At 72.6% G+C, this 25,775-nt stretch carries 7 protein-coding genes and 1 pseudogene; 3 read left to right on the top strand and 5 right to left on the bottom strand.

From position 1 onward, the window contains the following. The 3 genes and pseudogenes from ACH4YL_RS03430 to ACH4YL_RS03420 all read right to left on the bottom strand — a co-directional run. Positions 1 to 3,449: type I polyketide synthase (locus ACH4YL_RS03430; RefSeq protein ID WP_398504394.1), on the bottom strand; the 3,449-nt coding region annotated here is incomplete at its 3' end. A gap of 153 nt (positions 3,450 to 3,602) precedes the next feature. Continuing rightward, positions 3,603 to 7,190 (bottom strand): annotated as a pseudogene (locus tag ACH4YL_RS03425) (type I polyketide synthase); the annotation flags it as partial. A gap of 94 nt (positions 7,191 to 7,284) precedes the next feature. Next, positions 7,285 to 21,021: an SDR family NAD(P)-dependent oxidoreductase gene (locus tag ACH4YL_RS03420; RefSeq protein WP_398504327.1), complete on the bottom strand. Its 13,737-nt coding sequence runs from the start codon at positions 21,019 to 21,021 to the stop codon at positions 7,285 to 7,287. 300 nt (positions 21,022 to 21,321) lie between these two features. On the opposite strand from ACH4YL_RS03420, the gene ACH4YL_RS03415 reads away from it, so the two are divergent. The 3 genes from ACH4YL_RS03415 (at position 21,322) to ACH4YL_RS03405 (ending at position 22,977) form a co-directional block, all read left to right on the top strand. Beyond that, complete coding sequence (locus ACH4YL_RS03415; protein WP_398504325.1) at positions 21,322 to 21,735, top strand: YybH family protein; 414 nt, start codon at positions 21,322 to 21,324, stop codon at positions 21,733 to 21,735. Between the two features lie 121 nt (positions 21,736 to 21,856). Continuing rightward, the gene (locus ACH4YL_RS03410) at positions 21,857 to 22,564 is read left to right on the top strand and encodes a DUF2306 domain-containing protein (protein ID WP_398504323.1); all 708 of its coding nucleotides are present in this window, start codon (positions 21,857 to 21,859) and stop codon (positions 22,562 to 22,564) included. After that, positions 22,561 to 22,977, top strand: a complete 417-nt coding sequence (locus tag ACH4YL_RS03405; RefSeq protein ID WP_398504321.1) for a YybH family protein — start codon at positions 22,561 to 22,563, stop codon at positions 22,975 to 22,977. The genes ACH4YL_RS03410 and ACH4YL_RS03405 overlap by 4 nt, the downstream gene beginning before the upstream one ends. A 393-nt stretch (positions 22,978 to 23,370) precedes the next feature. Here the strand turns inward: ACH4YL_RS03405 and ACH4YL_RS03400 are convergent, their stop codons facing one another. Both ACH4YL_RS03400 and ACH4YL_RS03395 read right to left on the bottom strand, forming a co-directional pair. Beyond that, a complete protein-coding gene (locus ACH4YL_RS03400; RefSeq protein ID WP_398504319.1) occupies positions 23,371 to 24,957 on the bottom strand; it encodes an MFS transporter in 1,587 nt (528 codons plus the stop codon). A 96-nt stretch (positions 24,958 to 25,053) separates the two neighbouring features. After that, positions 25,054 to 25,641, bottom strand: a complete 588-nt coding sequence (locus ACH4YL_RS03395; protein WP_398504317.1) for an NADPH-dependent FMN reductase — start codon at positions 25,639 to 25,641, stop codon at positions 25,054 to 25,056. Between the last annotated feature and the right edge of the window lie 134 nt (positions 25,642 to 25,775).

Here is a 25,775-nt window from a genome sequence, read left to right as displayed (position 1 = left end):
GCGAAGAGTGCGGGTTGGGTGTAGCCGGTCCGGTCGAGCAGTGCCGCCGCCTCGGTGCCTGGCTCCGCGAACATCACCTCCCGCAGCGGCCGCTCGAACACGCCCTCCCAGTGCGAGCACACTGCGTCGAGGGCCTCGGCGAAGACCGGGAAGGCCTCGTACAGTTCCCGGCCCATGCCCGCGTACTGGGCCCCCTGACCGGTGAACAGGAACGCCGTCCGGGCGGACTGGTCGGTCAGCGCCCGGACCGGCTCTGCCGCGCCTGCCCGCACCGAGCGCAGCCCGGTGATGAGCTCGTCCCGACCCGCGCCGGTCACACTCGTACGGTGGTCGAGCGCGGTGCGCGCGGTGGCGAGGGAGTGGGCGACGTCCAGCGGCGACAGTCCGGGGTGCAACTCCAGGTGTTCCAGCAGCCGTGCCGCCTGCCGTGACAAGGCCTCAGGGGTTTTGGCGGAGAGCAGCCACGGGAGAACGGGCAGCGCCTGCGGCTCTGTTGTCCCGGTCGGGTCTTCCTCCGTTGCCTGCTCCAGGATGAGGTGCGCGTTGGTGCCGCTGATGCCGAAGGACGAGACGCCCGCGCGCCGCGGTGCCCCGGAGGTTGTCCATTCCCGGGCTTCGGTGAGGAGGGAGATGTCGCCGGTTTGCCAGTCGACGTAGGGGGTGGGTTCGTTGAGGTGGAGCGTTTTGGGAAGGGTGCCGTGGTGCATGGCTTGCACCATTTTGATGACGCCGCCGACGCCGGCGGCGGCTTGGGTGTGGCCGGTGTTGGATTTGAGTGAGCCGAGGTGGAGGGGTTGGTTTTTGGGTCGGTTGTGGCCGTAGGTGTTGATGAGGGCTTGTGCTTCGATGGGGTCGCCGAGGCGGGTGCCGGTGCCGTGGGCTTCGACGGCGTCGATGTCGTTGGGGTTGAGGCCGGCGTTCTTCAGGGCTTGGCGGATGACGCGTTCTTGGGAGGGTCCGTTGGGTGCGGTGAGGCCGTTGGATGCGCCGTCCTGGTTGACGGCGGTGCCGCGGATGACGGCGAGGATGTGGTGGCCGTTGCGCTGTGCGTCGGAGAGTCGTTCGACGAGGAGCAGGCCCACACCTTCCGACCACCCGGTGCCGTCTGCCGCGGCGGAGAACGAACGGCACCGCCCGTCCGCCGACAGCCCGCGCTGCTGCGAGAACTCGACGAACCCCTGCGGGGTCGACATCAGCGTCACGCCACCGGCGAGTGCCAGGTCGCACTCGCCCGCGCGCAGCGCGTTCACCGCCTGGTGGATGGCGACCAGCGACGACGAGCACGCCGTGTCCACGGTGACCGCGGGCCCCTCCAGGCCGAAGGTGTACGACACCCGACCGGAGGCGACACTGCCCGCGTTGCCGCTGAACAGATAGCCCTCCATGTCCTCGGGAACCTGCTGAATCCGCGAGGCGTAGTCGTGGTACATCACGCCCGCGTACACACCGGTACGGCTGCCGCGCAGCGTCGACGCGTCGATGCCCGCGTTCTCCAGCGTCTCCCAGGCGGTCTCCAGCAGGAGCCGCTGCTGCGGGTCGGTGGCGAGCGCCTCGCGCGGGGACATCCCGAAGAACTCGGGGTCGAAGTGGTCGCCGTCGTACAGGAAGCCGCCGTGGCGGGAGTACGTCTTGCCCGGCGTGCCCGGCTCCGGGTCGTACAACTCCTCGATGTCCCAGCCGCGGTCGGTCGGCAGCTCCGAGATGGCGTCGACCTCGTCGGCGACCAGACGCCACAGATCCTCGGGCGAGGCAACTCCGCCCGGGTAACGGCACGCCATGCCCACGATGACGACCGGATCCTCGACGGCGGGCGCGAAGCCCACGGCCGCCTCGGAGCCTTGCGTTTCGGCGGGAGCTATCAGGGTGGACAGGAAGGCGGCGATGGCCGCCGGGGTGGGGTGGTCGAACACCAGGGTGGTGGGCAGGCGGAGTCCGGTGGCCTCGCCGAGCCGGTTCCGCAGCTCCACCGCCATGAGCGAGTCGAAGCCCAGCTCCTTGAAGACGCGATCCGATTCGACAGCCTGCTGGTCCGAGTGGCCGAGCACGCCGGCCACATGAGCGCGCACCAGGTCGACCAGCACCCGCTGCCGCTCGGCCCCGGACAAGGCGGCCAGCTGCTCGGCCGGCGACGACCCGCCGGCCGCACCGGCCGCGGCGCGGCGGCGGACCGCAGGCACGAGTCCGCGCAGCAGCGGCAGGGGCTCGGAACCCTTGCGACGCAGTGCCGCGAGATTCAGCCCGGTCGCCGCCAGGACCGCTTCCGAGGACGAAAGGGAGGCGTCGAACAGTGCCATGCCCTCGTCCGACGACAGCGGGAGCAGCCCGAACCGTGCCATCCGCTGGAGGTCGACGTCCTCCAGATGGCTGGTGCTGGCGCTGCTCTCCTCCCACAGGCCCCATGCGAGGGATGTGGCGGGCAGGCCCTGGGCGGTGCGGTGGTGGGCCAGGGCGTCCAGGAAGGTGTTGCCTGCCGCGTAGTTGGCCTGGCCGGCTGTGCCGAGGAGCCCGGCGAGGGACGAGTAGAGCACGAACGCGTCGAGGTCGAGGTCGCGGGTGAGGTCGTGGAGGTTCCAGGCGGCGTCGACCTTGGGCCGCAGTACGGCTTCGAGGCGTTCGGGGGTGAGGCCGGTGAGGAGACCGTCGTCGACCAGGCCCGCCGTGTGGACGACCGCCGTCAGCGGGAGGTCGGCCGGGATGGACGCCAGAGCAGTGGCCAGGGCGTCCCGGTCGGCGGCGTCGCAGGCGGCGAAGGTCGCGGTGACTCCTGACTCGGCGAGTTCGTCGCGGAGTTCGGTCGCACCTGGTGCGTCGGCGCCGCGGCGGCTGAGGAGCAGCAGGTGTCGGGCGCCGTGCCGGTCGGCCAGGTGGCGGGCGAGGATTCGGCCCAGCGCACCGGTGGCTCCGGTGATCAGCAGGGTGCCCTGGTCCCAGCGCGGCGCGGACTGCTCGGCGTCCGTCTCGCGCCGGACCCGGGCGAGCCGGGGCACCAGCACCGTGTCGTCCCGCACCGCGGCCTGGGCTTCGCCGGACGCCACGACCGTGGGCAGGAGGGAGCCGGAGGATGGTGCGCCGTCGAGGTCGATCAGGCCGAACCGGCCGGGGTTCTCGCTGTCCGCGGAGCGCAGCAGTCCCCATACGGCCGCGTGGGCGAGGTTGGTGACGTCTTCGTGTCCTGCGGCGATGGCGCCGCGGGTGATGACGACGAGCCGCGACTCGGCGAACCGGTCGTCGGCCAGCCAGGCCCGGGCCAGTTGGAGGTGGCGCCGGGTGGCCTCATGAACGCGGTCGGGCAGGTCCTCGCCGGTGTCCTGAGGCAGATCCGGCGTGGTCAGCACCACGTCCGGCACCGCCGCCCCGGCGTCGACAGCCGCCGCGAGCGCGGCAAGGTCGGGGAAGGACCGCGAGGCGTCGACCGGCAGTCCGAGGCCGCCGTCACCGCCCAGCAGCATCCACGTCCCGGTGTCAGCAGGAGGGTTCACGGGCGCGAGGTCGGTCCACTGCACCCGCAGCAGCCCGTCGCGGTGCGCTTCCGCCGCCGCGCGCAGCGTGTCCTCGGACAGCGGCCGCAGCGCCAGCGACGCGATGGAGGCCACCGGGGCGCCCAGGCCGTCGGCCACGAGGAGCGAAGCGGACTCCGGTCCGGTCAGCGAGAGCCGTACCCGAAGGACCGACGCCCCCGCCGCGTACACCGTCGCGTCGGACCAGGCGAAGGGCAGCAGGGCCTGCCGGTCCTCGTCCAGCACGCCCGGCAGCAGGGTGTGCAGCGCCCCGTCGAGCAGAGCCGGGTGCAGGGTGAACAGACCGGCGTCCGACTGGAGTTCCTCCGCGAGCGTGACCTCGGCGAAGATCTCGCCGTCGGCCTCGCCCCGCCATGCCCTGCGCAGGCCGCGGAACGCCGGGCCGTACTCGTACCCCAACTCCCGTACCCGCTCGTACATGCCGTCAAGATCGGCCTCGACGGCCCCGGCGGGCGGCCAGACGAGCAGGCCTGCGGGCACATCGGCGGGCGCGGGGGCGAGCAGTCCGTCCGCGTGCAGCGTCCACGCTTCCGTATCCTCGCCCGCGCCGTCCGGCCGGGAGTAGATCTCCAGCTTGCGGCGGTCGGCCTCGTCGGCCTCGCCGACGACGAGCTGAAGCTGCACGCCGTCGCGCTCGGGCAGCAACAGCGGGGCGGCCAGGGTGAGTTCCTCCACCCGCTCGCACCCCACGTACTCCCCGGCCCGCAGCGCCAGCTCGACCAGGCCGGTGCCCGGCAGCAGCGCGGAGCCGTGTACGGCATGGTCCGCCAGCCAAGGGTGCGACTGGCGGGAAAGCCTGCCGGTGAACAGGAAGGCCCGGCGGTCCGCAACCGCGACCGCGGCACCGAGGAACGGATGGCCGTCGGTCGAGCCGAGTCCGAGACCGGCGGCGTCGCTCGGCGCGGACGCCGCTTCCAGCCAGTGGCGCGTGCGCTGGAAGGCGTACGTCGGCAGAAGCACCCGGCGCGCCCGCGTGCCGGCGAAGACGGCCGGCCAGTCGACGGGTACGCCGCGGCTGTGCGCTTCGCCGAGCGAGAGCAGGAACCGCTCCATGCCCCCCTCGTCGCGGCGCAGCGAGCCGAACGCGGCGGCGTCGCGACCGGCCGCCTCGGCCGTCTCCTGCACCGCGAGCGAGAGGACGGGGTGCGGGCTGGACTCGATGAACGTGCCGAACCCCTGCTCCAGAAGGGCGCGTACGGCGTTCTCCAGCTCAACGGTCTGCCGCAGGTTGCGGTACCAGTAGCCGCTGTCCAGCTCGGTGCCCACGACCCACTCGCCCGTCACGGTGGAGAAGAACGGGACGGTCGCCCGGCGCGGGCTGACCGGTGCGAGGAGCGTGGCCAGCTCCTCCTCAAGGAGCTCCACATACTTCGAGTGGGAGGCGTAGTCCACCGGGATGCTCCGGGCTCGGACGCCGTCGGCCCTGCACGACTCGAGCAGGCTCTGCAGCGGCTCGACCTCACCGGAGACGACCACGGAGGCGGGGCCGTTGACCGCGGCGATCTGGATCCGGTCCTGCCAGGCGGCGATGCGCTCGCGCACCTGGTCGGCGGGGAGCGCGACGGACACCATGCCGCCGAGCCCGGCCAGGACCCGGCCGATCGCCTGGCTGCGCAGGGTGACCACGCGGGCGGCGTCGTCGAGGGACAGGATGCCCGCGACGTACGCGGCGGCGATCTCGCCCTGGGAGTGCCCCACGACTGCGGACGGCTGGACCCCGTGGGCCTGCCAGAGCTCCGCGAGCGACACCATCACCGCGAACAGGACCGGCTGGACGACGTCCACGCGGTCGAAGGACGGCGCCCCCTCGGCCTGGCGCAGCACGTCCTCCAGCGACCAGTCCACGTACGCGGAGAACGCCTTCGCGCACTCGGCGACCCGGGCGGCGAACACCGGCGAGCTGTCCATCAGTTCCACGGCCATGCCCGCCCACTGGGAGCCCTGCCCGGGAAAGACGAACGCGGTCTTGGAGGCCTCGAAGACGCTGCCTCGCACGGTGTCGGGGGTGGGGGTGCCTTGGGTGAGGGCGTGGAGCTGGTCGTGGGGGTGGGTGTGGTCTGGGGTGAGGATGACGGCGCGGTGGTCGTGCGTGGTGCGCGCGGTGGCGAGGGAGTGGGCGACGTCCAGCGGGGTCAGTCCGGGGTGCTGCTGGAGGTGTGTGAGGAGGCGTTCGGCCTGGCCGGCCAGTGCCTGGGGGGTCTTGGCGGAGAGCAGCCAGGGCAGTACGGGAACGCGGCGGGGCTCGACGGCTTCGGCAGCCCTCTCGGCCTCACCCGTCACCTCGTCCGCCGTTGTCCCGGCCGGGTCTTCCTCCGTTGCCTGCTCCAGGATGACGTGCGCGTTGGTACCGCCCATGCCGAATGCGGAGACGGCGGCGCGTCGGGGGGTGTCCTTGTGGGGCCACTCGCGGGCTTCGGTGAGGAGGGAGATGTCGCCGGTTTGCCAGTCGACGTAGGGGGTGGGTTCGTTGAGGTGGAGGGTTTTGGGCAGGGTGCCGTGGTGCATGGCCTGCACCATTTTGATGATGCCGCCGACGCCGGCGGCGGCTTGGGTGTGGCCGGTGTTGGATTTGAGTGAGCCGAGGTGGAGGGGTTGGTTTTTGGGTCGGTTGTGGCCGTAGGTGTTGATGAGGGCTTGTGCTTCGATGGGGTCGCCGAGGCGGGTGCCGGTGCCGTGGGCTTCGACGGCGTCGATGTCGTTGGGGTTGAGGCCGGCGTTCTTCAGGGCTTGGCGGATGACGCGTTCTTGGGAGGGTCCGTTGGGTGCGGTGAGGCCGTTGGATGCGCCGTCCTGGTTGACGGCGGTGCCGCGGATGACGGCGAGGATGTGGTGGCCGTTGCGCTGTGCGTCGGAGAGCCGCTCGACGAGGACCAGGCCCACACCTTCCGACCAGGCCGTGCCGTCCGCCGCCGCCGAGAACGGCTTGCACCGGCCGTCGGGAGCAAGCCCGCGCAGCCGGGAGAACTCGACGAACCCGGTGGGGGTCGACATCACCGCCGCGCCACCGGCGAGCGCCAGGTCGCACTCGCCCGCGCGCAGCGCGTTCACCGCGAGGTGGAGCGCCACCAGCGACGACGAGCACGCCGTGTCGACGGCGACCGCTGGCCCCTCCAGGCCGAAGGTGTAGGAGAGGCGGCCCGCGGCGATGCTGCCCGCGCTGCCGCTGTACAGGTAGCCCTCGAAGCCCTCCGCCGGAAGGTGCGGACGGGAACCGTAGTCGGTGTACATGAGCCCGGTGAACACACCGGTCCGGCTGCCCCTCAGCCCCGTCGGGTCGATGCCCGACCGTTCGAGGACCTCCCACGTGGTCTCGAGGAGCAGCCGCTGCTGCGGGTCGGCGGCAAGCGCCTCGCGCGGAGACATACCGAAGAACTCGGGGTCGAACTGGTCGGCGTCGTGCACGAATCCGCCGTGGCGGACGTACGACGTACCCACCCGCTCGGGGTCCGGGTCGAACAGGTTCTCCAGGTCCCAGCCGCGGTTGGCGGGGAACTCGGAGATGGCGTCGACCTCGTCGGCGACCAGACGCCACAGATCCTCCGGCGAGGCCACCCCGCCCGGGTAACGGCACGCCATGCCCACGATCGCTATGGGCTCCTGCGCCTTCTCCTCCACCTCCCGCAGCTTCCTGCGGGCGTCCCGTGCGTCGGCGATCGCCCGCTTGAGGTAGTCGCGGAGTTCCTTCTCGTCAGCCACGTGTCGTCAGCTCCCCAGTGTGTTGCGCGGAATAGCGGGTGATGCCTGGTGCACCGGCTTCGGTGCCCGGTCAGTCGATGTTGTCGACGAGGGCGAACAGGTCCTCGTCGGACGCGGATTCGAGATCGTCACTACCGGGCTCCTCCCGTGCGATGCGGTCCGTCGTGTCGATGAGTTGCAGCAACTGCCGCAGGCGGGCGCCGATCTGGTCCTGCGCGATGTCGTCGGACGCTCCGTCGGACGCCGCCGAACGGATCAGCCCCTCGATCCGGTCGAGACCGGCGAGCGCCGCCTCGGCCGGCCCGTCGTCCGCCACGACGAGCTGACCGCGCAGATGGGCCGCGAGCGCCGCCGGGGTCGGGTGGTCGAACACCAGGGTGGTGGGCAGGCGCAGTCCGGTGGCCTCGCCGAGCCGGTTGCGCAGCTCGACCGCTGTGAGCGAGTCGAAGCCCAGCTCCTGGAAGGCCCGGTCGTCGCCGACGGAACCGTGGTCGGCGTGGCCGAGTACCTCGGCGACCCGGGCCCGCACGAGGTCGACGAGCAGGCGGTCGCGCTCGGCCTCGGCGAGGCCGGCGAGGCGCTGCGTCAGTGAGGGGCCGGACTGATCGCCGCCGCGTGCTGCGGCGCCACGCGCCACGGGCCGGCGTACCAGGCCGCGGAACAGGACGGGCGGCTCCTCGCCGCTCGACCGCAGAGCCTCCAGGTCGAGGCCGCTGACGGCCAGTACCGCCTGGTCCGTGGACTGAGCGGCGTCGAACAGGGCCATCGCCTCGTCCGGCGCCAGCGCCCTCAGGCCGCTGCGGGCCAGCCTCTTCAGGTCGGCGTCGGACAGCGAGCCCCCCATACCCCCGTGCTCGCCGCTCCACAGGCCCCATGCGAGGGATGTGGCGGGCAGGCCCTGGGCGGTGCGGTGGTGGGCCAGGGCGTCCAGGAAGGTGTTGCCTGCCGCGTAGTTGGCCTGGCCCGCCGTGCCGAGCAGGCCCGCGATGGACGAGTACAGCACGAAGGCCGACAGGTTCAGGTCGCGGGTGAGTTCGTGGAGGTTCCAGGCGGCGTCGACCTTGGGCCGCAGTACGGCTTCGAGGCGGTCGGCCGTCAGGCCGGTGAGGAGACCGTCGTCGACGGTGCCTGCGGTGTGGACGACGGCTGTGAGCGGGTGCTCGGGCGGGAGTTGGGCGAGGACGTTGGTGAGTGCTTCGCGGTCGGCGGCGTCGCAGGCGGCGAAGGTCGCGGTGACTCCTGACTCGGCGAGTTCGTCGCGGAGTTCGGCCGCGCCTGGTGCGTCGGCGCCGCGGCGGCTGAGGAGCAGCAGGTGTCGGGCGCCGTGCCGGTCGGCCAGGTGCCGGGCGAGGATTCGGCCCAGTGCACCGGTGGCTCCGGTGATCAGCACGGTGCCCTGGTCCCAGCGCGGCGCGGACTGCTCGGTGTCCGTCTCTCGCCGGACCCGGGCGAACCTCGGCACGAGGATCCGGCCCTTGCGCAGGGCCGCCTGCGGCTCGCCCGCCGCGGCCGCGACGAGCAGCTCGGTGTCGGACTCGGTGTCTCCGTCGAGGTCGATCAGGCCGAAGCGGCCGGGGTTCTCGCTGTCTGCGGAGCGCAGCAGTCCCCATACGGCCGCGTGGGCGAGGTTGGTGACGTCTTCGTGTCCTGCGGCGATGGCGCCGCGGGTGATGACGACGAGCCGGGACTCGGCGAACCGGTCGTCGGCCAGCCAGGCGCGGGCCAGTTCGAGGTGGCGCCGGGCGGCTTCATGGACACGGGCGGGCAGGTCCTCGCCGGTGTCCTGGGGCAGATCCGGCGTGGTCAGCACCAGGTCCGGCACCGCCGCCCCGGCGTCGACAGCCGCCGCGAGCGCGGCAAGGTCCGTGTAGCGGCGCAGGGAATCGTGTCCGGGAACCAGGTCCTCGCCCAGTACCGCGTAGCTTCCGCCGTCGACGCCGCGTACCGCGCCGGCCTCGTCCCATCGCACCTCCAGCAGACCGTCGAGGCGCGCGCCCGTCGCCGCGCGCAGCGCGTCCTCGGACAGCGGCCGCAGCGCGAGTTCGGCCACCGAGGCGACCGGCGCGCCCAGCCCGTCGGTGACCGTCAGCGCGGCGGATTCGGCCCCGGTCAGGGACAGCCGGACCCGCAGCACAGTGGCGCCGGTCGCTCGTACGGTGACGCCGGACCAGGCGAAGGGCAGCACCGCCGGACGGTCGGCGCCGGTCACTCCGGGCAGCAGCGGGTGCAGCGCGGCGTCGAGCAGCGCCGGGTGCAGGACGAACCGCGCGGCGTCCGCGTGCAGGGCCTCCGCGAGTGCCACCTCGGCGAAGAGCTCCGTGTCCGTGTGCCACACCCGGCGCAGGCCCTGGAACGCCGGTCCGTACGCGTAACCGTGCTCGGCCAGCCGTTCGTACACGCCGTCGAGGTCCGCCTCCGTCGCCCCGGCGGGCGGCCAGTCGCCCAGGTCGGGCGCCACCTGCTCGGCGGATGCCGGCGCCAGCCGTCCGGTCGCGTGCAGAACCCATGGGGCGAGGTCGTCCGTGCCCGCACGGGAGTAGACCTCCAGCGTGCGTCGCCCGGCGTCGTCCGCCTCGCCGAGCACTGCCTGGAGCCGTACCCCGCCCTGCTCGGGCAGCAGCAGCGGTGCGGCGAGCGTGAGGTCCTCGACCTCGTCGCAGCCGACGTGCTCCGCGGCGCGCAGCGCGAGGTCCGCGAAGGCCGTGCCCGGCAACAGGGCCATGCCGTGCACTGTGTGGTCCCACAGCCACGGGTGCGTGTGACGGGACACCCTGCCGGTGAACAGGAAGGCGTCCCGTCCGGCCATCGTCACCGCCGCACCCAGCAGCGGGTGTCCCGTCGGGCCGAGCCCGAGGCCCGCGGCGTCACTGGGCACCGCCGGTGCCTCCAGCCAGTGCCGCGAGTGCTGGAAGGCGTACGTCGGCAGCTCCACCCGGCGTGCGCCGGGGAACAGCGCGGACCAGTCCAGCTCCGCACCCCGCAGTCCGAGCAGCGCCAACGCGGCGCCTGTCGTACGGGATTCGGGCCTGCCGGAGCGCAGGACCGGCGCCAGCACGGCAGCCTCCTGGGTCAGGCAGTCCTGGGCCATGGCCGTGAGCACGCCGTCGGGACCCACCTCGACGAAGTCGGTCACACCCTCCGCCTCCAGGAAGCGGATCCCGTCGAGGAAACGGACGGCCGCGCGGATGTGCCCGGCCCAGTAGTCCGGCGACCGCAGCTGTTCTTCCGTGGCCTGCACCCCGGTGACGTTGGAGACGACGGGAATCCTCGGGGAGTGGAAGGTGACACCGGAGGCGACCGCGGCGAACTCCCCGACCACCTCGTCCATGTGAGGGGAGTGGAAGGCATGGCTGACAGTCAGCCGCTTGGTCTTGCGGCCGCGCTCCCGCCAGTCCGCGGCGATCCGCTCCACCGTGCTCTCGTCGCCGGAGACCACGACGGACCGGGGACCGTTGATCCCGGCGACGGCGACCGTGTCGCCGAACTCCGTGAGCGAGGTGAGGATCTCCTCCTCGCTCGCCTGCACCGCCGCCATCGCGCCGCCCTCGCGGGCTGCCTGCATCAGCCTGCCCCGGGCGGCCACGAGGGCGCAGGCGTCCTCCAGGCCGAAGACGCCCGCGAGATGCGCCGCGGTGACCTCGCCGATGGAGTGACCCAGCAGGTAGTCGGGTGTCGCGCCGTGGTGCTCCAGGAGCCGGAACAGCGCCACCTCGACGGCGAACAGCGCGGCCTGGGTGAAGACGGTCCGGTCCAGCAGCTCGGCGTCCGCGGAGTCCGGCGCGGCGAACAGTACGGTCTTGAGCGGCCGGGGCAGCTCGCGGTCGAGGTGCTCGCACACCGCGTCCAGTGCCTCGGCGAACACCGGTGAGGTCTCGTACAGTTCACGGCCCATGCCCAGGCGCTGACTGCCCTGCCCGGTGAACAGGAACGCTGTCCTGCCCCGCCGTGTGCCCGACGCGCGTACCACCGAGGGCGCCGACTCGCCGCGCGTGAGCGCCTCCAGGCCGCTCAGCAGCTCCTCCCGGCTGCCGACGACGGCGGCCCGTTGCTCGTGCAGGGAACGCGTGGTCACCAGCGACAGGCCCACGTCGGCCGGCCGCAGCCCGGGGTGTTCGACGAGGTGCTGGTGCAGCCGTTGGGCCTGCGTGCGCAGGGCCGCCTCGTCGCGTCCGGAGACGATCCAGGGCACGACGTCGTCGTCCTCCGGGGCGGGAGCGGCGGGTGCCGCGTCTGCCGACCCGGCGTCGCCCGGCGCCTGCTCCAGGATCACGTGCGCGTTGGTGCCGCTGATACCGAAGGACGACACGCCGGCGCGGCGGGGCCGCTCCCCGTCACGCGGCCACTCCCGTTCCTCGGCGAGCAGCGTGACCGCGCCCGACTCCCAGTCCACGTGCGGGGAGGGCTCGTCCACGTGCAGCGTCCTCGGCAGCGTGCCGTGCCGCATGGCCTCGATCATCTTGATGACACCGCCGACTCCCGCGGCGGCCTGCGCATGACCGATGTTGGACTTCAGCGAGCCCAGGTACAGGGGCCGCCCCTCGGGCCGGTCCTGGCCGTACGTCGCCAGCAGCGCCTGCGCCTCGATGGGGTCACCGAGGGTGGTGCCGGTGCCGTGCGCCTCCACGGCGTCCACGTCGGACGGGGTGAGCCCGGCGTTGGCGAGGGCCTGGCGTATCACCTGTTCCTGGGACGGTCCGTTGGGGGCCGTGAGGCCGTTGGAGGCGCCGTCCTGGTTGACCGCCGAGCCGCGCAGCACCGCGAGCACCTGGTGTCCGTTGCGCCGCGCGTCCGAGAGCCGCTCCACCAGGAGCAGTCCGACGCCCTCCGACCAGCCGGTGCCCGCAGCGCCTGCGGCGAAGGAACGGCACCGGCCGTCGGGCGAAAGCCCGCGCTGGCGGGAGAACTCGATGAACGTGTTCGGCCCCGACATGACCGTGACTCCTCCGGCCAGGGCGAGGTCGCACTCGCCCTGGCGCAGCGCGTTGGCCGCGAGGTGCAGCGCCACCAGCGACGACGAGCACGCGGTGTCGACGGTGAGCGCCGGGCCCTGAAGGCCGTATGTGTAGGCGAGGCGGCCGGAGACCACGCTGGACAGGTTCCCGGCCAGCAGGAAGCCCTCGAACTCCTCGGGAGTGGCCGCGAGCCGGGAGGCGTAGTCGTCGTACATCACACCCGTGAACACGCCGGCGTTGCTGCCGCGCAGTGATGCGGGTGTGATGCCCGCGCTTTCGAAGGTCTCCCACGCGGTCTCCAGCAGGAGCCGCTGCTGCGGGTCGGTCGCGGTCGCCTCACGCGGGGACATGCCGAAGAAGGCCGGGTCGAACTGGTCCGCCTCGTGCAGGAACCCGCCGTGGCGTACGTACGACGTACCGGGCACGTCCGGGTCGGGGTCGTACAGCTCCTCCAGGTTCCAGCCGCGGTTGACGGGGAACTCGCTGATCGCGTCGGTGCCTTCGGCCACCAGCCGCCACAGCGACTCGGGCGAGCGCACCCCGCCGGGGAAGCGGCAGGCCATGCCGACGATGGCGATGGGCTCGTCGGCCGCCGTCGTCCGTACCGCAACCGGCCCGGCCGGGCGGGTGCCAGAGATCCGGTCGTGCAGGAACGTGGCGAGTGCGGTGGGGGAGGGGTGGTCGAACACCGCGGTGGCGGGCAGCCGCAGGCCGGTCACCGTGCTGAGCTGGTTGCGCAGCTCCACGCCCGACAGCGAGTCGAAGCCGGCGTCCTTGAACGCCCGGTCCGGATCGACGGCTTCGGCGTCCGTGTGTCCGAGCACGGCGGCGACCGTCGAGCGGACCAGGCCGAGGACGGCGGCGCGCCGCTCCGATTCGCCGAGCGCGGCGGTCTGCTGCGCCCAGGACGACGCGTCGGCGCCCGTGCCGGCAGCCGCCGCGGCGGTACGCGGACGGGGCCTGACCAGGCCGCGCAGCAGCGCGGGCGGCATCGAGCCTGCGGCGCGCAGCCGCACCAGGTCGAACGCCGCGGGGACAGCGAGGACGCCCGTGCCCGTGAGCGCGGCGTCGAACAGCTCCAGGCCGTGCTCCGGAGCCAGCGGCGCGATCCCGGCCCTGGTCCAGCGCGCGAGGTCCGCGTCGCCCAGGGCGCCGCCCATGCCGCGCTCGCCGCCCCACAGGCCCCAGGCCATCGAGGTGGCGGGCAGCCCCAGGGCGCTCCGCCGGGCGGCGAGCGCGTCCAGATAGACGTTGGCCGCGGCGTAGTTGGCCTGGCCCGCTGTGCCGGTGACGCCGGAGACGGATGAGAAGAGGACGAACGCGGCCAGGTCGCTGTCCCGCGTCAGCTCGTGCAGGTTCCACGCGGCGTCGACCTTGGGTCGCAGCACCGCGTCGAGCTGCTCCTCGGTGAGGGATTCCACGGTGGCGTCGTCGAGGACGCCCGCGGTGTGCATCACCGCGATCAGCGGGTGCTCGGCCGGGATGCCGTCCAGCACGGTGGCGAGCGCCGCGCGGTCGGCCGCGTCCGCGGCCGCGACGGTCACCTGGGCTCCCAGCTCGGCGAGTTCGGCGCACAGGGCGTCGACGCCCGGGGTGTCCGGACCGCGGCGGCTGGTCAGCAGCAGGTGACGCACTCCGTGGCGGGCCACCAGATGGCGGGCCAGCAGCCCGCCGAGGCCGCCGGTGCCGCCGGTGACCAGCACGGTGCCGTCCGGGTCGAGGGCAAGCTCGGCCACCGGGGCCTTGCGCGTCGCCCGCGCCAGCCGCGGTACGTGCAGCGCGCCGTCGCGGACCGCCACTTGCGGTTCCCCGCTCGCCACGGCGGCCGGCAGCAGCGGCGCGCCCGTGGCGTCGAGGTCGACGAGGACCACACGGTCGGGGTGCTCGGACTGCAGCGACCGGATCAGACCCCACACCGGCGCGGCGTCCAGGCCGTCGACCTGCTCGCCGGGGCGCACCGCGACGGCGTTGTGCGTCGCGAACACCAGCCTGGTGTCGGCGTACCGAGGGTCGGACAACCAGCCGCGGGCGAGCCGCAGTGCCCGCCGTGCCGCGTCGTGCGCGGCCTCGGCGGAGTGCTCGCCCCCAGTCCCGGGCGCGTACGTGACGACGACGGCGTCGGCGCCTGCGGGGTCGGGGAGTTCGGCACCGGCCGCGTCGACCAGCCTCGGGCCGGCCTCGGCGGGCGTGCCGACCACGGGCCATTCGACGGTGAACAGCGCGTCGGTGCGTCGGTCTCCGGCGGAGACGAGCCGGTCCTTGGGTACGGGCCGCAGCGACAGCCGCTCGACCGTGGCGACGAGTGTTCCCGTGCCGTCGGCGAGCGTCAGCGTGTAGGTGTCGGGTCCGGCCGGGGTGATCCTGGCCCGCAGCTCGGTGGCCCCGACGGCGTGCACGGTTGTCCCGTCCCAGGCGAAGGGCAGGCGGATCTCCCGATCGTCGCCGCCGTCCCGGGCCGCGTCGAGCACCAGCGGGTGCAGCGCCGCGTCAAGCAGCGCCGGGTGGATGGCGTACCGTCCGGCCGCGTCGCGCTGCTCGTCGGGCAGCCTCAGTTCCGCGTAGATCTCCTCACCCCGGCGCCACAGGCCCCGCAGCCCCTGGAAAGCGGGGCCGTACGCATAGCCAAGGTCGGCCAGCCGGGCGTACACGTCGGTCAGCGGCTCGGCCACGGCGTCCGCCGGTGGCCATGCGGCCGGCCCCTCGGGCGCGGGTGCGGGGGCCGCTTCGGCCAGGGTGCCGGACGCGTGCCGGGTCCACGCGGTCGGCTCGTCGTCGGTGTCCGGCCGGGAGTGCACGGCGAACGCACGGGCGCCCGAGGCGTCGGGCGCACCCAGGGTGACCTGGATACGGGTGCCCCGGCGCTCCCCAAGGACCAGCGGGGCCTCCAGGGCGAGCTCCTCGACCCGCCCGATCCCCACCTGCTCGCCGGCGGCCACGGCCAGTTCGAGGAAGGCGGTGGCAGGCACGAGGACGCTGCCGCCGATGCCGTGGTCGGCCAGCCACGGGTGCCGCCCCAGCGAGAGCACGCTGGTGAGAACCAGCTCGTCCCGGTCGGCGAGTTCGACCGACGTGGCGAGCAGCGGGTGCTCGGAGGCCGTCAGGCCGAGGCCCCGCGCGTCGTTCCGCTCCTCGGACAGGAACCAGTAGTGCTCGTGCTGGAAGGCGTAGGTGGGCAGGGCGGTCCGGGAGGCGCCCGGGAAGAACGACGCGAGGTCCAGCTCGGCCCCGCTCACGTAGACCTGCGCGAGCCCCGAGGCGAAGACCTCGGCATCGGCACGGCCGGCGCGGAGCAGCGGGACGGCCGTGGCGCGCTCCGTGGTGAAGGAGGCCTCCGCCATGGCGGCGAGCACCGCGTCGGGGCCGACCTCGACGAACCGGGTGACACCGTCGGCCTCCAGCGTGCGGACCGCGTCGAGGAAGCGCACGGTGCCGCGGATCTGGCGGACCCAGTAGTCGGGCGACATCAGCTCGTCGGCGGTGGCGAGCGCGCCGGTCACGGTCGACACGACCGGGATCGCGGGCGCCCGGAACTCCAGACCCGCGGCGACCGCCCGGAACTCGTCGAGGACACCGTCCATGTGCGGTGAGTGGAAGGCGTGGCTGACGCGCAGACGGCGCGTCCTGCGTCCCTGCTCCCGCCAGTGGGCCGCGACCTGCTCGGCGGCGTCGTCGTCACCTGAGACGACGACCGCGGCGGGGGCGTTGACCGCGGCGACGGCGAGGGCACCGTCGTGACCCGCCAGGGTCCGTGTCACCTCGGCCTCGTCCGCCTGTACGGCGATCATGGCGCCGCCGGACGGGGCCGACTGCATGAGCCGGCCGCGCGCGGCAACGAGCGCGGCGGCGTCGGGCAGGGACAGCACACCCGCCACGTGCGCGGCGGCCAGCTCGCCGATGGAATGGCCCGCCAGCCGGTCGGGTACGAACCCGTGGTGCTCCAGCAGCCGGAACAGCGCCACCTCCACGGCGAACAGCGCGGGCTGGGTGTACGTCGTGCGGTGCAGCAGGCCGGCGTCCTTCGAGCCGTCGGCGGCGAACATCACCTGGAGCAGCGGCCGCTCCAGATGGCCGTCCAGGGCCGCGGCCACAGCATCGAGTGCCTCCGCGAAGACCGGGTGCGAGTCGTACAACTCCCGTCCCATGCCCGGGTACTGGGCGCCCTGGCCGGTGAACAGGAACGCCGTCCCGCCCGCCCGGCCTGCGTCGCCCCGCACCACGTTCGGCGCCTGCTCGCCGCGGGCCAGGGCCGCCAGGCCCGCCTGGAAGTCGGCGGTGTCCGTTCCGGTCACGGCCGCACGCCGGTCGAAGGCGGTACGGGCGGCCAGCGAGCGGCCGACGTCGGCGACCGGCAGTCCGGGGTGGCCGGCGACGTGCTCGCGCAGCCGGGCGGCCTGCGCCCGCAGCGCCGTGTCGTCGTGGGCGGAGATCACCCACGGCACCGGGGTCGTCGGCGCGGCCGTGGCGTCGGGCGCGGGGACATCGGCGTCCGCGGCCTGTTCGAGCACGACGTGTGCGTTGGTGCCGCTGATCCCGAACGACGAGACGGCGGCACGGCGCGGTCGGCCGGTACGCGGCCACTCCCGCTCCTCGGCGAGCAGCTCCACCGTGCCCGAGGACCAGTCGACGTGCGGCGTGGGCTCGTCCACATGCAGGGTCCTGGGCAGGGTGCCGTGCCGCATGGCCTGGACCATCTTGACGATGCCGCCGACGCCCGCGGCGGCCTGTGTGTGGCCGATGTTGGACTTCAGCGAGCCGAGGTAGACGGGCTCCCGGCCTTCGCGGTCCCGGCCGTACGTGGCGAGCAGGGCCTCGGCCTCGATCGGGTCGCCGAGCCGGGTGCCGGTGCCGTGGGCCTCCACCGCGTCGACGGCGTCGGCCGGCAGGCCCGCGTCGTCGAGGGCCTCTCGGATCACCCGCTGCTGGGCGAGCCCGCTCGGCGCGGTCAGCCCGTTGGAGGCGCCGTCCTGGTTGACGGCGGTGCCGCGAATGACCGCGAGCACCTCGTGGCCGTTGCGGCGTGCGTCCGACAGCCGCTCGACGAGCAGCAGGCCCGCGCCCTCGGCCCAGGACGTACCGTCCGCCGACGCGGCGAAGGACTTGCTCCGGCCGTCCGGGGCCAGCCCCTGCTGCCGGGAGAACTCGACGAACATGCCGGGCGTGGACATCACGGTGACGCCTCCGGCGAGGGCAAGGCTGGTCTCGCCGGAGCGCAGCGACCGTACCGCCATGTGCAACGCCACCAGTGAGGAGGAGCACGCCGTGTCGACGGTCACCGCCGGGCCGATCAGCCCCAGTTGGTAGGCGATGCGTCCGGACATCACGCTCGCGGTGGTGCCGGTCAGGACGTGCCCCTGGACGTTCGCGGGCGCGGAGTGCATGCGCGGGCCGTATTCGAGAGCCGTCCCGCCGACGAACACACCGGTACGGCTGCCGTGCAAGGAGGCCGGGTCGATGCCTGCGCGCTCCACGGCCTCCCAGGCGGTCTCCAGCAGCAGGCGCTGCTGCGGGTCCATTGCCAGTGCCTCGCGCGGCGAGATGCCGAAGAAGGCCGCGTCGAAGCCGCCGGCGTCGTGCAGGAAACCGCCCGTGTCGACTGCGCTCCGGCCCGGCTGCCGGAGCTCGGGGTCGAACAGGTCCTCGGCCCAGCCGCGGTCCTCGGGGAAGCCAAGAATCGCGTCGCCCCCCTCGGACACGAGCTTCCACAGCGCCTCGGGTGAGCTCACGCCGCCCGGGTACCGGCAGGCCATGCCCACGATGGCGATCGGCTCACCGGCGTCCGCCGGTCCGGAGCGCTCGTCGGCGGCTTCGCCGGTGCCGGTCAGCTCTGCCAGCAGGTGCCCGGCCAGGGCGCCCGGCGTCGGGTGGGCGAACAGGAGGCCGCTGGGCAGAGCGAGCCCGGTGGCAGCGGCGAGCGCGTTGCGCAGCTCCACCGCCATGAGCGAGTCGAAGCCCAGGTCCCTGAAGGCGGCCCGGAGGTCGACCGTGCTGTCCGGCCCGTACTCCAGGACGGCAGCCGTGTGCGCGGACACCAATTCGGTCACCGTGCGCACCCGTTCCGAAGCCGGCAAGGCGGCGAGCCGCTCGCCGAGCCCACCGGCCGCGACCGCGGGCCGCGGCCCGGGTGCGCCCGGACCGGAATCGGCCGGGGCCGAACGCGCCGTCGCGGCGCGCGGGGCGCCGTCGATCCAGTACGTCTCCCGCTGGAACGCGTAGGTGGGCAGTTCGGTGCGACGGGCGCCGGTTCCCGAGTACGCCGCGGCCCAGTCCACCTCCGTACCGCGTACGAAGACGGAGGCGAGCGCGGTCAGCAGCGACTGCGGCTCGGACCTGCCGGCGCGCAGCGCCGGGACCGCCGCGACCGCCTCGGCGGTGAGCACGGACTCCGCGGCCATGGCCGCGCAGACCCCGTCCGGCCCCAGCTCGAGGAAGGTGCCGACGCCCTCGGCCTCAAGGGCACGGACCGCCTCCAGGAACCGGACCGGACGGCGTACCTGGTCCACCCAGTAGTCGGGCGAGCACAAGGCATCGCTCTCCGCGACCCGGCCGGTCACGGTGGACACCACGGGGATGCGCGGGGCCTCGAAGGCAAACGTCTCCACCACCCGGCGGAAGTCCTCCAGCATCGGCTCCATGAGCGGCGAGTGGAAGGCATGACTGACCGTCAGCCGCTTGGTCCTCCAGCCTCGTTCGGACGCCTGCCCGGCGACGGCCAGGACGGCGTCCTCGGCTCCCGAGACCACAGTCGCCCGCGGCCCGTTGACCGCGGCGATCCCGGCACGGTCCTCGTACGGGGCCAGCAGCTCCAGCAGTTCGTCCTCCGGCGCCTCCACGGCAACCATGGCGCCGCCCTCCGGCAGCGCCTCCATCAGCCGCCCGCGGGCCGCGACCAGGCGCGCCGCGTCCGCCAGTGTGAGCACGCCGGACACATGAGCCGCGGCCACCTCGCCGACCGAGTGCCCGGCCACGAAGTCCGGGCGTACGCCCCAGGACTCCACAAGCCGGTACAGCGCCACCTCCAGGGCGAACAGCGCGGGCTGCGTCCACCCGGTGCGCTCCAGGCCCTCGCCGGAGGCGATCACCCCGGTCAGCGGCCGCTCCAGCAGCGGGTCCAGATGGGCACACACGTCGTCGAACGCGCCCGCGAAGACAGGGAAGGCCGCGTACAACTCCCGCCCCATGCCGGCCCTTTGCGAGCCCTGTCCCGTGAACAGGACGCCGAGCCCGCCCGGCTGCACCGAGCCGGTGACGACACCGGCCGCGGGCGTCCCGGCGGCGAGAGCCTCCAGTCCGGCCCGCACCTCGCTGTCACCGCCGAGCAGGACGGCGCGGTGCGGGAACAGGGTCCGGGACGACAGCAGCGACCAGCCCACGTCCGCGGGGGTCCGCGAGCCGTCGGAGAGGAACGTGTGCAGCCGCCCGGCCTGGGCGCGCAGCGCCTGCGGGCCGCGGCCCGAGAGCACCCACGGCAGCACCCCGGCGGCGGCCGGGCTACTCGAAGGCGCAGTGGCCCGCAGCTGGTCGTCCGCAATACGGGGAGCCTCGGACAGCACGACGTGGCAGTTGGTGCCACCCATGCCGAAGGAGCTCACGCCCGCCAACAGCTCCCGGTCCTCGTGGGGCCAAGGCGTCAACTCCCGCTGGACGGACAGACCCAGTTCGGCCAGCGGAATACGGGGGTTGGGAGTCTCGAAGTTCAGGCTGGCGGGCAACGCGCGGTGCCGCAGGCTCAGCAGCACCTTGAGCATGCCGACGATGCCCGCCGCGCCCTCCAGGTGCCCGACGTTGGTCTTCGACGAGCCGACCAGCAGCGGGTTCTCGGGGGTGCGCCCGGTGCCGAGCGCCGCTCCGAGCGCCGCGGCCTCGATGGGGTCCCCTACCGGGGTGCCGGTCCCGTGCAGTTCCACGTACTGCACGGACGCCGGATCGACCGACGCCCTGCGGCACGCGGACGCAAGCACCTGCTCCTGCGCGGCCTGGCTCGGCACGGTCAGGCCGGCGGTCGAGCCGTCGTTGTTCACGGCGCTGCCGCGGATCACGCCGTGAATGCGGTCGCCGTCGGCCAGAGCCGCGGCCAGGGGCTTGAGGATCAGGACGCCGCCGCCCTCACCCGGCACGAAGCCGTTCGCGCGGGCGTCGAACGTGTAGCTCAGACCGTCGGGCGACAGGCCGCCGAAGCGCTCTTCGGTGACCGCGTTCTCGACGAGGACGTTCAGGTTCACACCGGCGGCGACGGCCGTCGACGATTCCCCCGACCGGAGGCTCTCGCAGGCCAGGTGGACGGCGACGAGGGAGGAGGACTGGGCGGAGTCCACGGTCAGACTCGGCCCGTGCAGACCGAGGTAGTACGAGACCCGGTTGGCGATGACACCCCGGTTCACCCCGGCCATCGTGTGCTGGGTGATCGCGTCCGTGCCGTGCTGGTAGACCAGATTCGTGTAGTCGTCCCGCAAGGTGCCCACGAAGACCGCCGTGCGGCTGCCGCGCAGCGTCGCTGGCACGATCCCCGCGTCCTCCAGCGCCTCCCAGGCGAGCTCCAGCACGAGTCGTTGCTGGGGGTCCATGGAGACGGCCTCACGGGGCGAGATGCCGAAGAAGGCCGCGTCGAAGTCCCCTACGCCGTCGATGAATCCGCCTCGCCGCGGTGCCTGCGGTCCGTGCGACGCGTCCTGGGCCGAGCGCGTGTCCCAGCGGTCGGCCGGTACGTCGGAGACGGCGCTGCGTCCCTCGCGGAGCAACTCCCAGAATTCCGCGGGATTGTCCGCCATCGGCAGCCGGCACGACATTCCGACGACCGCGACCGCCGTGTCGTGCACCTCGTACGAATCCGCCGCCACCGACCGGTGCTCACTCGCCATCTGACTCGTCCGCCCTTTCGTCGCCGCCGGACCTGCGGCGTGGTCCAAGACGTGTTGAGGTTTTTCAACACGCCTCTGAAAACGGAAAATTGGTGACCGCACTTCAACGTAACAATGGTCCGAACAGCGTCGTTCAGTGAGCGGTAACGTGCCGATAACCCGGCCGCTGAGGCGGCCTTGTGGACGTCCTGTTACCTCCCGATGAGAGGCCCCGGCTAGGTTGGCCCCGGATTTGCTCGACGACATGCCGAGGAGTCCTGGAAAGCCACAAGCAATCTTGTTCCACAGGAGGTTCCAGTCATGGCAGGGAAATCCGGTGCCGTCGTCCACGCGGGCGGGGTGGAAGAGCACCTCGCGTACTACGTGCGCACGTTCAACGCGGGCGACGCCGACGCCATCAACCAGCTCTACATCGAGGAAGCGGTGTCCGTCTGGGAGCCCGGAAAGCCGCTGAGCGGGGAGACGCGCAGGGCGAATCTCGCGGAATTCCTCAAGCTGCGCCCCGAATTGAGCGCGAAAATCAGGGAGTCGCACGTCACGAGTGACACCGCTCTGCTGTCTGTCGACTGGAGGATGGAGGTCGACGGCGAGGGCGGAACGAGGGAGTCATTCGGCGGTCTCGCGACCGACGTTCTGCGTCGCGGCGCCGACGGCAATTGGCGCTATGCCATCGACGATCCCTACGGAGATCCGCGGAACGAAATAGCCGGGTGAATCGGTGGTGAAAACCGCCGACTTACCGTCCTCATCAACACCGGACACGGAAGGGTCCGGCCGAAACGGGTCCACCGCGCGGCCGTGGTGGCAGCGTCCCTGGATCGGCCCGCTCGCGACGGTGTGCGCGGTCTTCCTCGTACTGTCGCTGCCCCGCTACCTCACCTTCGACCCCGACCGGTCCCGTGTGCAGCAGCCGGGCGACTTCACGCTCCACTACCCCCTGCTGGTGGCGCACATCCTGTTCGGGACGGTGGCCATCGTCACCTGCTGTCTCCAGGTCTGGCCCTGGCTTCGGCAGGCACACCCCGCGGTGCACCGTGTCAGCGGCCGGCTGTACGTCTTCGCGGGGGCTCTCCCGGCCGGCGCACTGGGACTCGTGGTCGGTGCCACCAGCCCCAACGGCCTGACGATGCGCATGAGCAGCGTCATGCTGTCGGTGCTGTGGCTGGTCTTCACGATCGCGGGGTACCGCACCGCCCGGCAGCGCAGATGGGCCGACCACCGCCGGTGGATGATCCGCAGCTTCGCCGCGACCATGGCGATCCCGCTGAACCGTGTCTACGCCTGGCTGCTGGAAGCCACCGTCCTGCCGGCCCCCTCCTCGAACGACCCAGCTGTGCAGGAGGCATGGGTCCACAACCTGGTCGGCAACGCCGACTGGCCCGGGTGGGTCACCACCCTCCTGGTCGCGGAGTGGTGGCTCACCGAGCGGAGCGCGCGTGCCAAGCACAAGGCACGAGCCGCCCGCCGCCGGGCGGCGGCAGCCGCAACTCCCGTGACAACAACTCGACCAGCAGACCTGCCCACAAGAGAGGGACCGTCATGAGCACCGGTATCGATCTGAACGCCCTGGAACTCACCGCTGACCCCGACCAGCAGAACGAGGTCTTCCTCATCGCCTTCAACTCGTACGACGGGGCCGTCTTCGACCGGCTGTACCGCGACGACGCGATCTCGAACCTGTCGGGCGCGCCCCTGACCGGCGCCGCGCGCAAGGCGAAGATCACGGAGTTGCTCGCGCAGAAGCCATCGCTGAAGGCGACGCTGCGCCACTCGTACACGGCCGGAGACGTCCAACTCATCGTCGTGGACTACGAGATGGAGGTGCCGGGGCCGGACGGTGAGCGCCAGGAGCTGCGCGGCACCTGCACCGACGTCCTGCGACGCGGCGAGGACGGCAAGTGGCTCATGGCCATCGACCGCCCCATACCGGAGGAGCAGCCCGCCGCGGCCGCATGACCCGTCCGTCGATCACGGCCTCCGGCCGAGCGGTGTCCACCGCCCGGCCGGAGGCCGTTGTCGTACCCGCCGGGACGGTTGCCGGCGGGCGGCGTCGTGGGGCGGGGCGTTGGCCGGTGCCGTGTGCCGTCGGCCGAGTCGTCGCTCGGTCGATGGGCACAACAACGCGCCGGAACGCTGGGTCCGCGAAGAGCCTTACCGCCCGAACCGGCGCCGTCGGCCTGTTGTCCGTGTGCGAACCCGGCACGCGCCACGGGGACCGGGGTCCGCACGCCGCGGCTCCCACACGCCCGGCCCGGGGCCCAGACACACGGACCCGGGCCCACACACGCGCGGGGCGGCCCGGTCGATCGACTCGACCGGGCCGCCCCGAGACCATCTTCGCGCCGTGCCTCAGCGGCCGTCACCGGCAGTGGCAGGTTCTGCCACAGGGGCCGCCTCACCGGCGCCCTCGTCCTCGGCACCGCCTGCCGGGAGGTGACGCAGCAGCACGATCGCGCCGACGGCCAGCGCCGCCACGATGGCGCCCGCGATACCGCTCGCGAGGTTCAGCCCGTTGGTGAACGCCTCCCTGGCCTGCTCGATGACCTCGGTGCCCACCGTGTCGGACAGCGAGTCGGCACCGGCGAGCGTCTCGCGCACGGTGCTCGCGACCGACTCCGGGACGTCCTGCGGAAGGGCACCGTTGATCTCGTCCCGGTACACGGCGGTGACGACACTGCCCAGGCCGGCGATGCCCAGCGCGATGCCGAACTCCATGGCCGTCTCCGACATCGCCGCGGCCGAACCGGCCTTCTCCGGCGGCGCCGAGCCGACGACCAGGTCCGTGCCGAGGACCATCATCGGGCTGATGCCGGTGTAGATGAGCACGAAGCCGGTCACCAGCAGCGGCAGCCCGTCGGTGCTGTCGACCTGGCTGATCAGGGCGTAGCCCAGCACCGAGATGAACAGCGCGCCGCCGACGAGATATCCGGGCCGCACCCTGCGGGCGAGCGCGGGCGTCAGCGAGGAGGCCACGATCAGTGCCACGGCCGCGGGCAGCAGCCACAGCCCCGCCTTGATCGGAGTCAGGCCCTCCACCAGCTGGAGGTACTGCGTGATGAACAGGTACAGCCCGCCCATCAGGCCGAGGCCGAGCAGCAGCACCAGCAGCGCGACCGTGAACGCCCGGTTCGCGAACAGCCGCAGGTCCATCAGCGGATCGGCCAGCTTGCGCTGTCGCAGTACGAACACCACGCCGAAGACCACACCGGCCAGGATCGTCCCGACCGCAAGGACGTCCGCGCCGTGCTCGGCCGCGCGCTTGATCCCGTAGATCGTCGGAAGCACCGCGACCAGGGACAGTCCCACGCTGGCCAGGTCGATACGGCCCGCCTCCGTGTCCTTGTACTCGGGGAGCAGCAGCGGCGTCGCCACCAGGAGCACCACCATGACCGGCACGGCCAGCAGGAACACCGAACCCCACCAGAACCACTCCAGCAGCGCACCGCCCAGGACCGGGCCGACTGCGATACCGACGGAGAAGCAGGTCACCCACACGCTGATGGCCACGCCGCGCTGAAGGGGGTCCTTGAACATGTTGCTGATCAGGGCCAGCGTCGACGGCATCAGTGTGGCGCCGGTGATACCGAGCAGCGCGCGGGCGATGATCAGCATCTCCGGGCTGGTGGACTTCGCGGCGAGGATCGACGCGAGCCCGAAGCCGAGCGCCCCGATCATCAGCAGCCGGCGGCGGCCGATGCGGTCGCCCAGCGTGCCCATGGTCACCAGGAAACCGGCGATCATGAAGCCGTAGATGTCGACCGTCCACAGCAGTTCGGTGCTGCTGGGCTCGAGATCCGCGCTGATGTGGGGAACCGCCAGGTTCAGCACCGTCGCGTCAAGGGCCAGCAGGATGGTGGGAAGCGTGAGCACGAAGAGCCCGAGCCACTCCCGTGGCCCGGCCCTCAGGTCCGCGGAGGCCTGAGTTTCTGTCGTCATGGGGAACCCTCCAAGGTTCGTGAATCGTCTGCGCCCTGGTGGTCCGGGGCAGGGGGACGGGGGACGGGTGTGGGGCCTCGACGGCACCCAGAGGGGTCAGGTTTCGTACGGGCGCACGTCCCGGGCGTCATGCAGCACCCGCGCCCACCAGGTGAGTTGGTCGAGCGTCGCCTTGACGGACGCCGTGAAGCGTGCGGATGTCTTGGGCCAGTGGCCGTCGGCGTCGAACTCGTCCCAGTAGTTGGGGATGCTGATGCCGTCACGGATCGCGACCGCGTGCACCTCGGTGAAGGCGCTGCGCAGCTGCTCGGTGGCGTGCAGCCCGCCGGACGGCCCGCCGTAGGACAGGAACGCGACCGGTTTGGCCTTCCACTCGTCCAGGTACCAGTCGATGGCGGTCTTGAGCGGAGCGGGAAAGCTCCGGTTGTACTCCGGGGTCACCACGACGAAGGCGTCCGCTGCGGCGAGGCGCGGAGCCAGCTCCGCCACGGGCCGGGGCAGCTCCTCGCACTCGTCACCGAGCGTGTCGGGCAGCTTCGCCTCCGCCAGGTCGATCAGATCGACGTCGAGGTCCCTGCGCCGGCGGGCCTGACCGGTGAACCACCGGGCCACGGTGGGACCGAAGCGACCCCGGCGCGTACTGCCGATGATGATCGCCAACCGCAGACGGCTGTTGTCGGACATCGGATGCTCCTGCGCCGGGTCGGCATACCGCCGACGGTGGTGGACGTGTCCCAGACTGCGGCGGGTCACTCTCGACCCGCTCACCACCCGCTCACGGTCAACTCCCGGCAGGTCACGCGCTGCGTTAGCGTGGC

The organism is Streptomyces sp. NPDC020681, from assembly GCF_044334895.1.
Lineage (GTDB): Bacteria > Actinomycetota > Actinomycetes > Streptomycetales > Streptomycetaceae > Streptomyces.
Note: the sequence above shows the minus strand (reverse complement) of the source record. Positions and strands in the feature narration are given on the sequence as shown.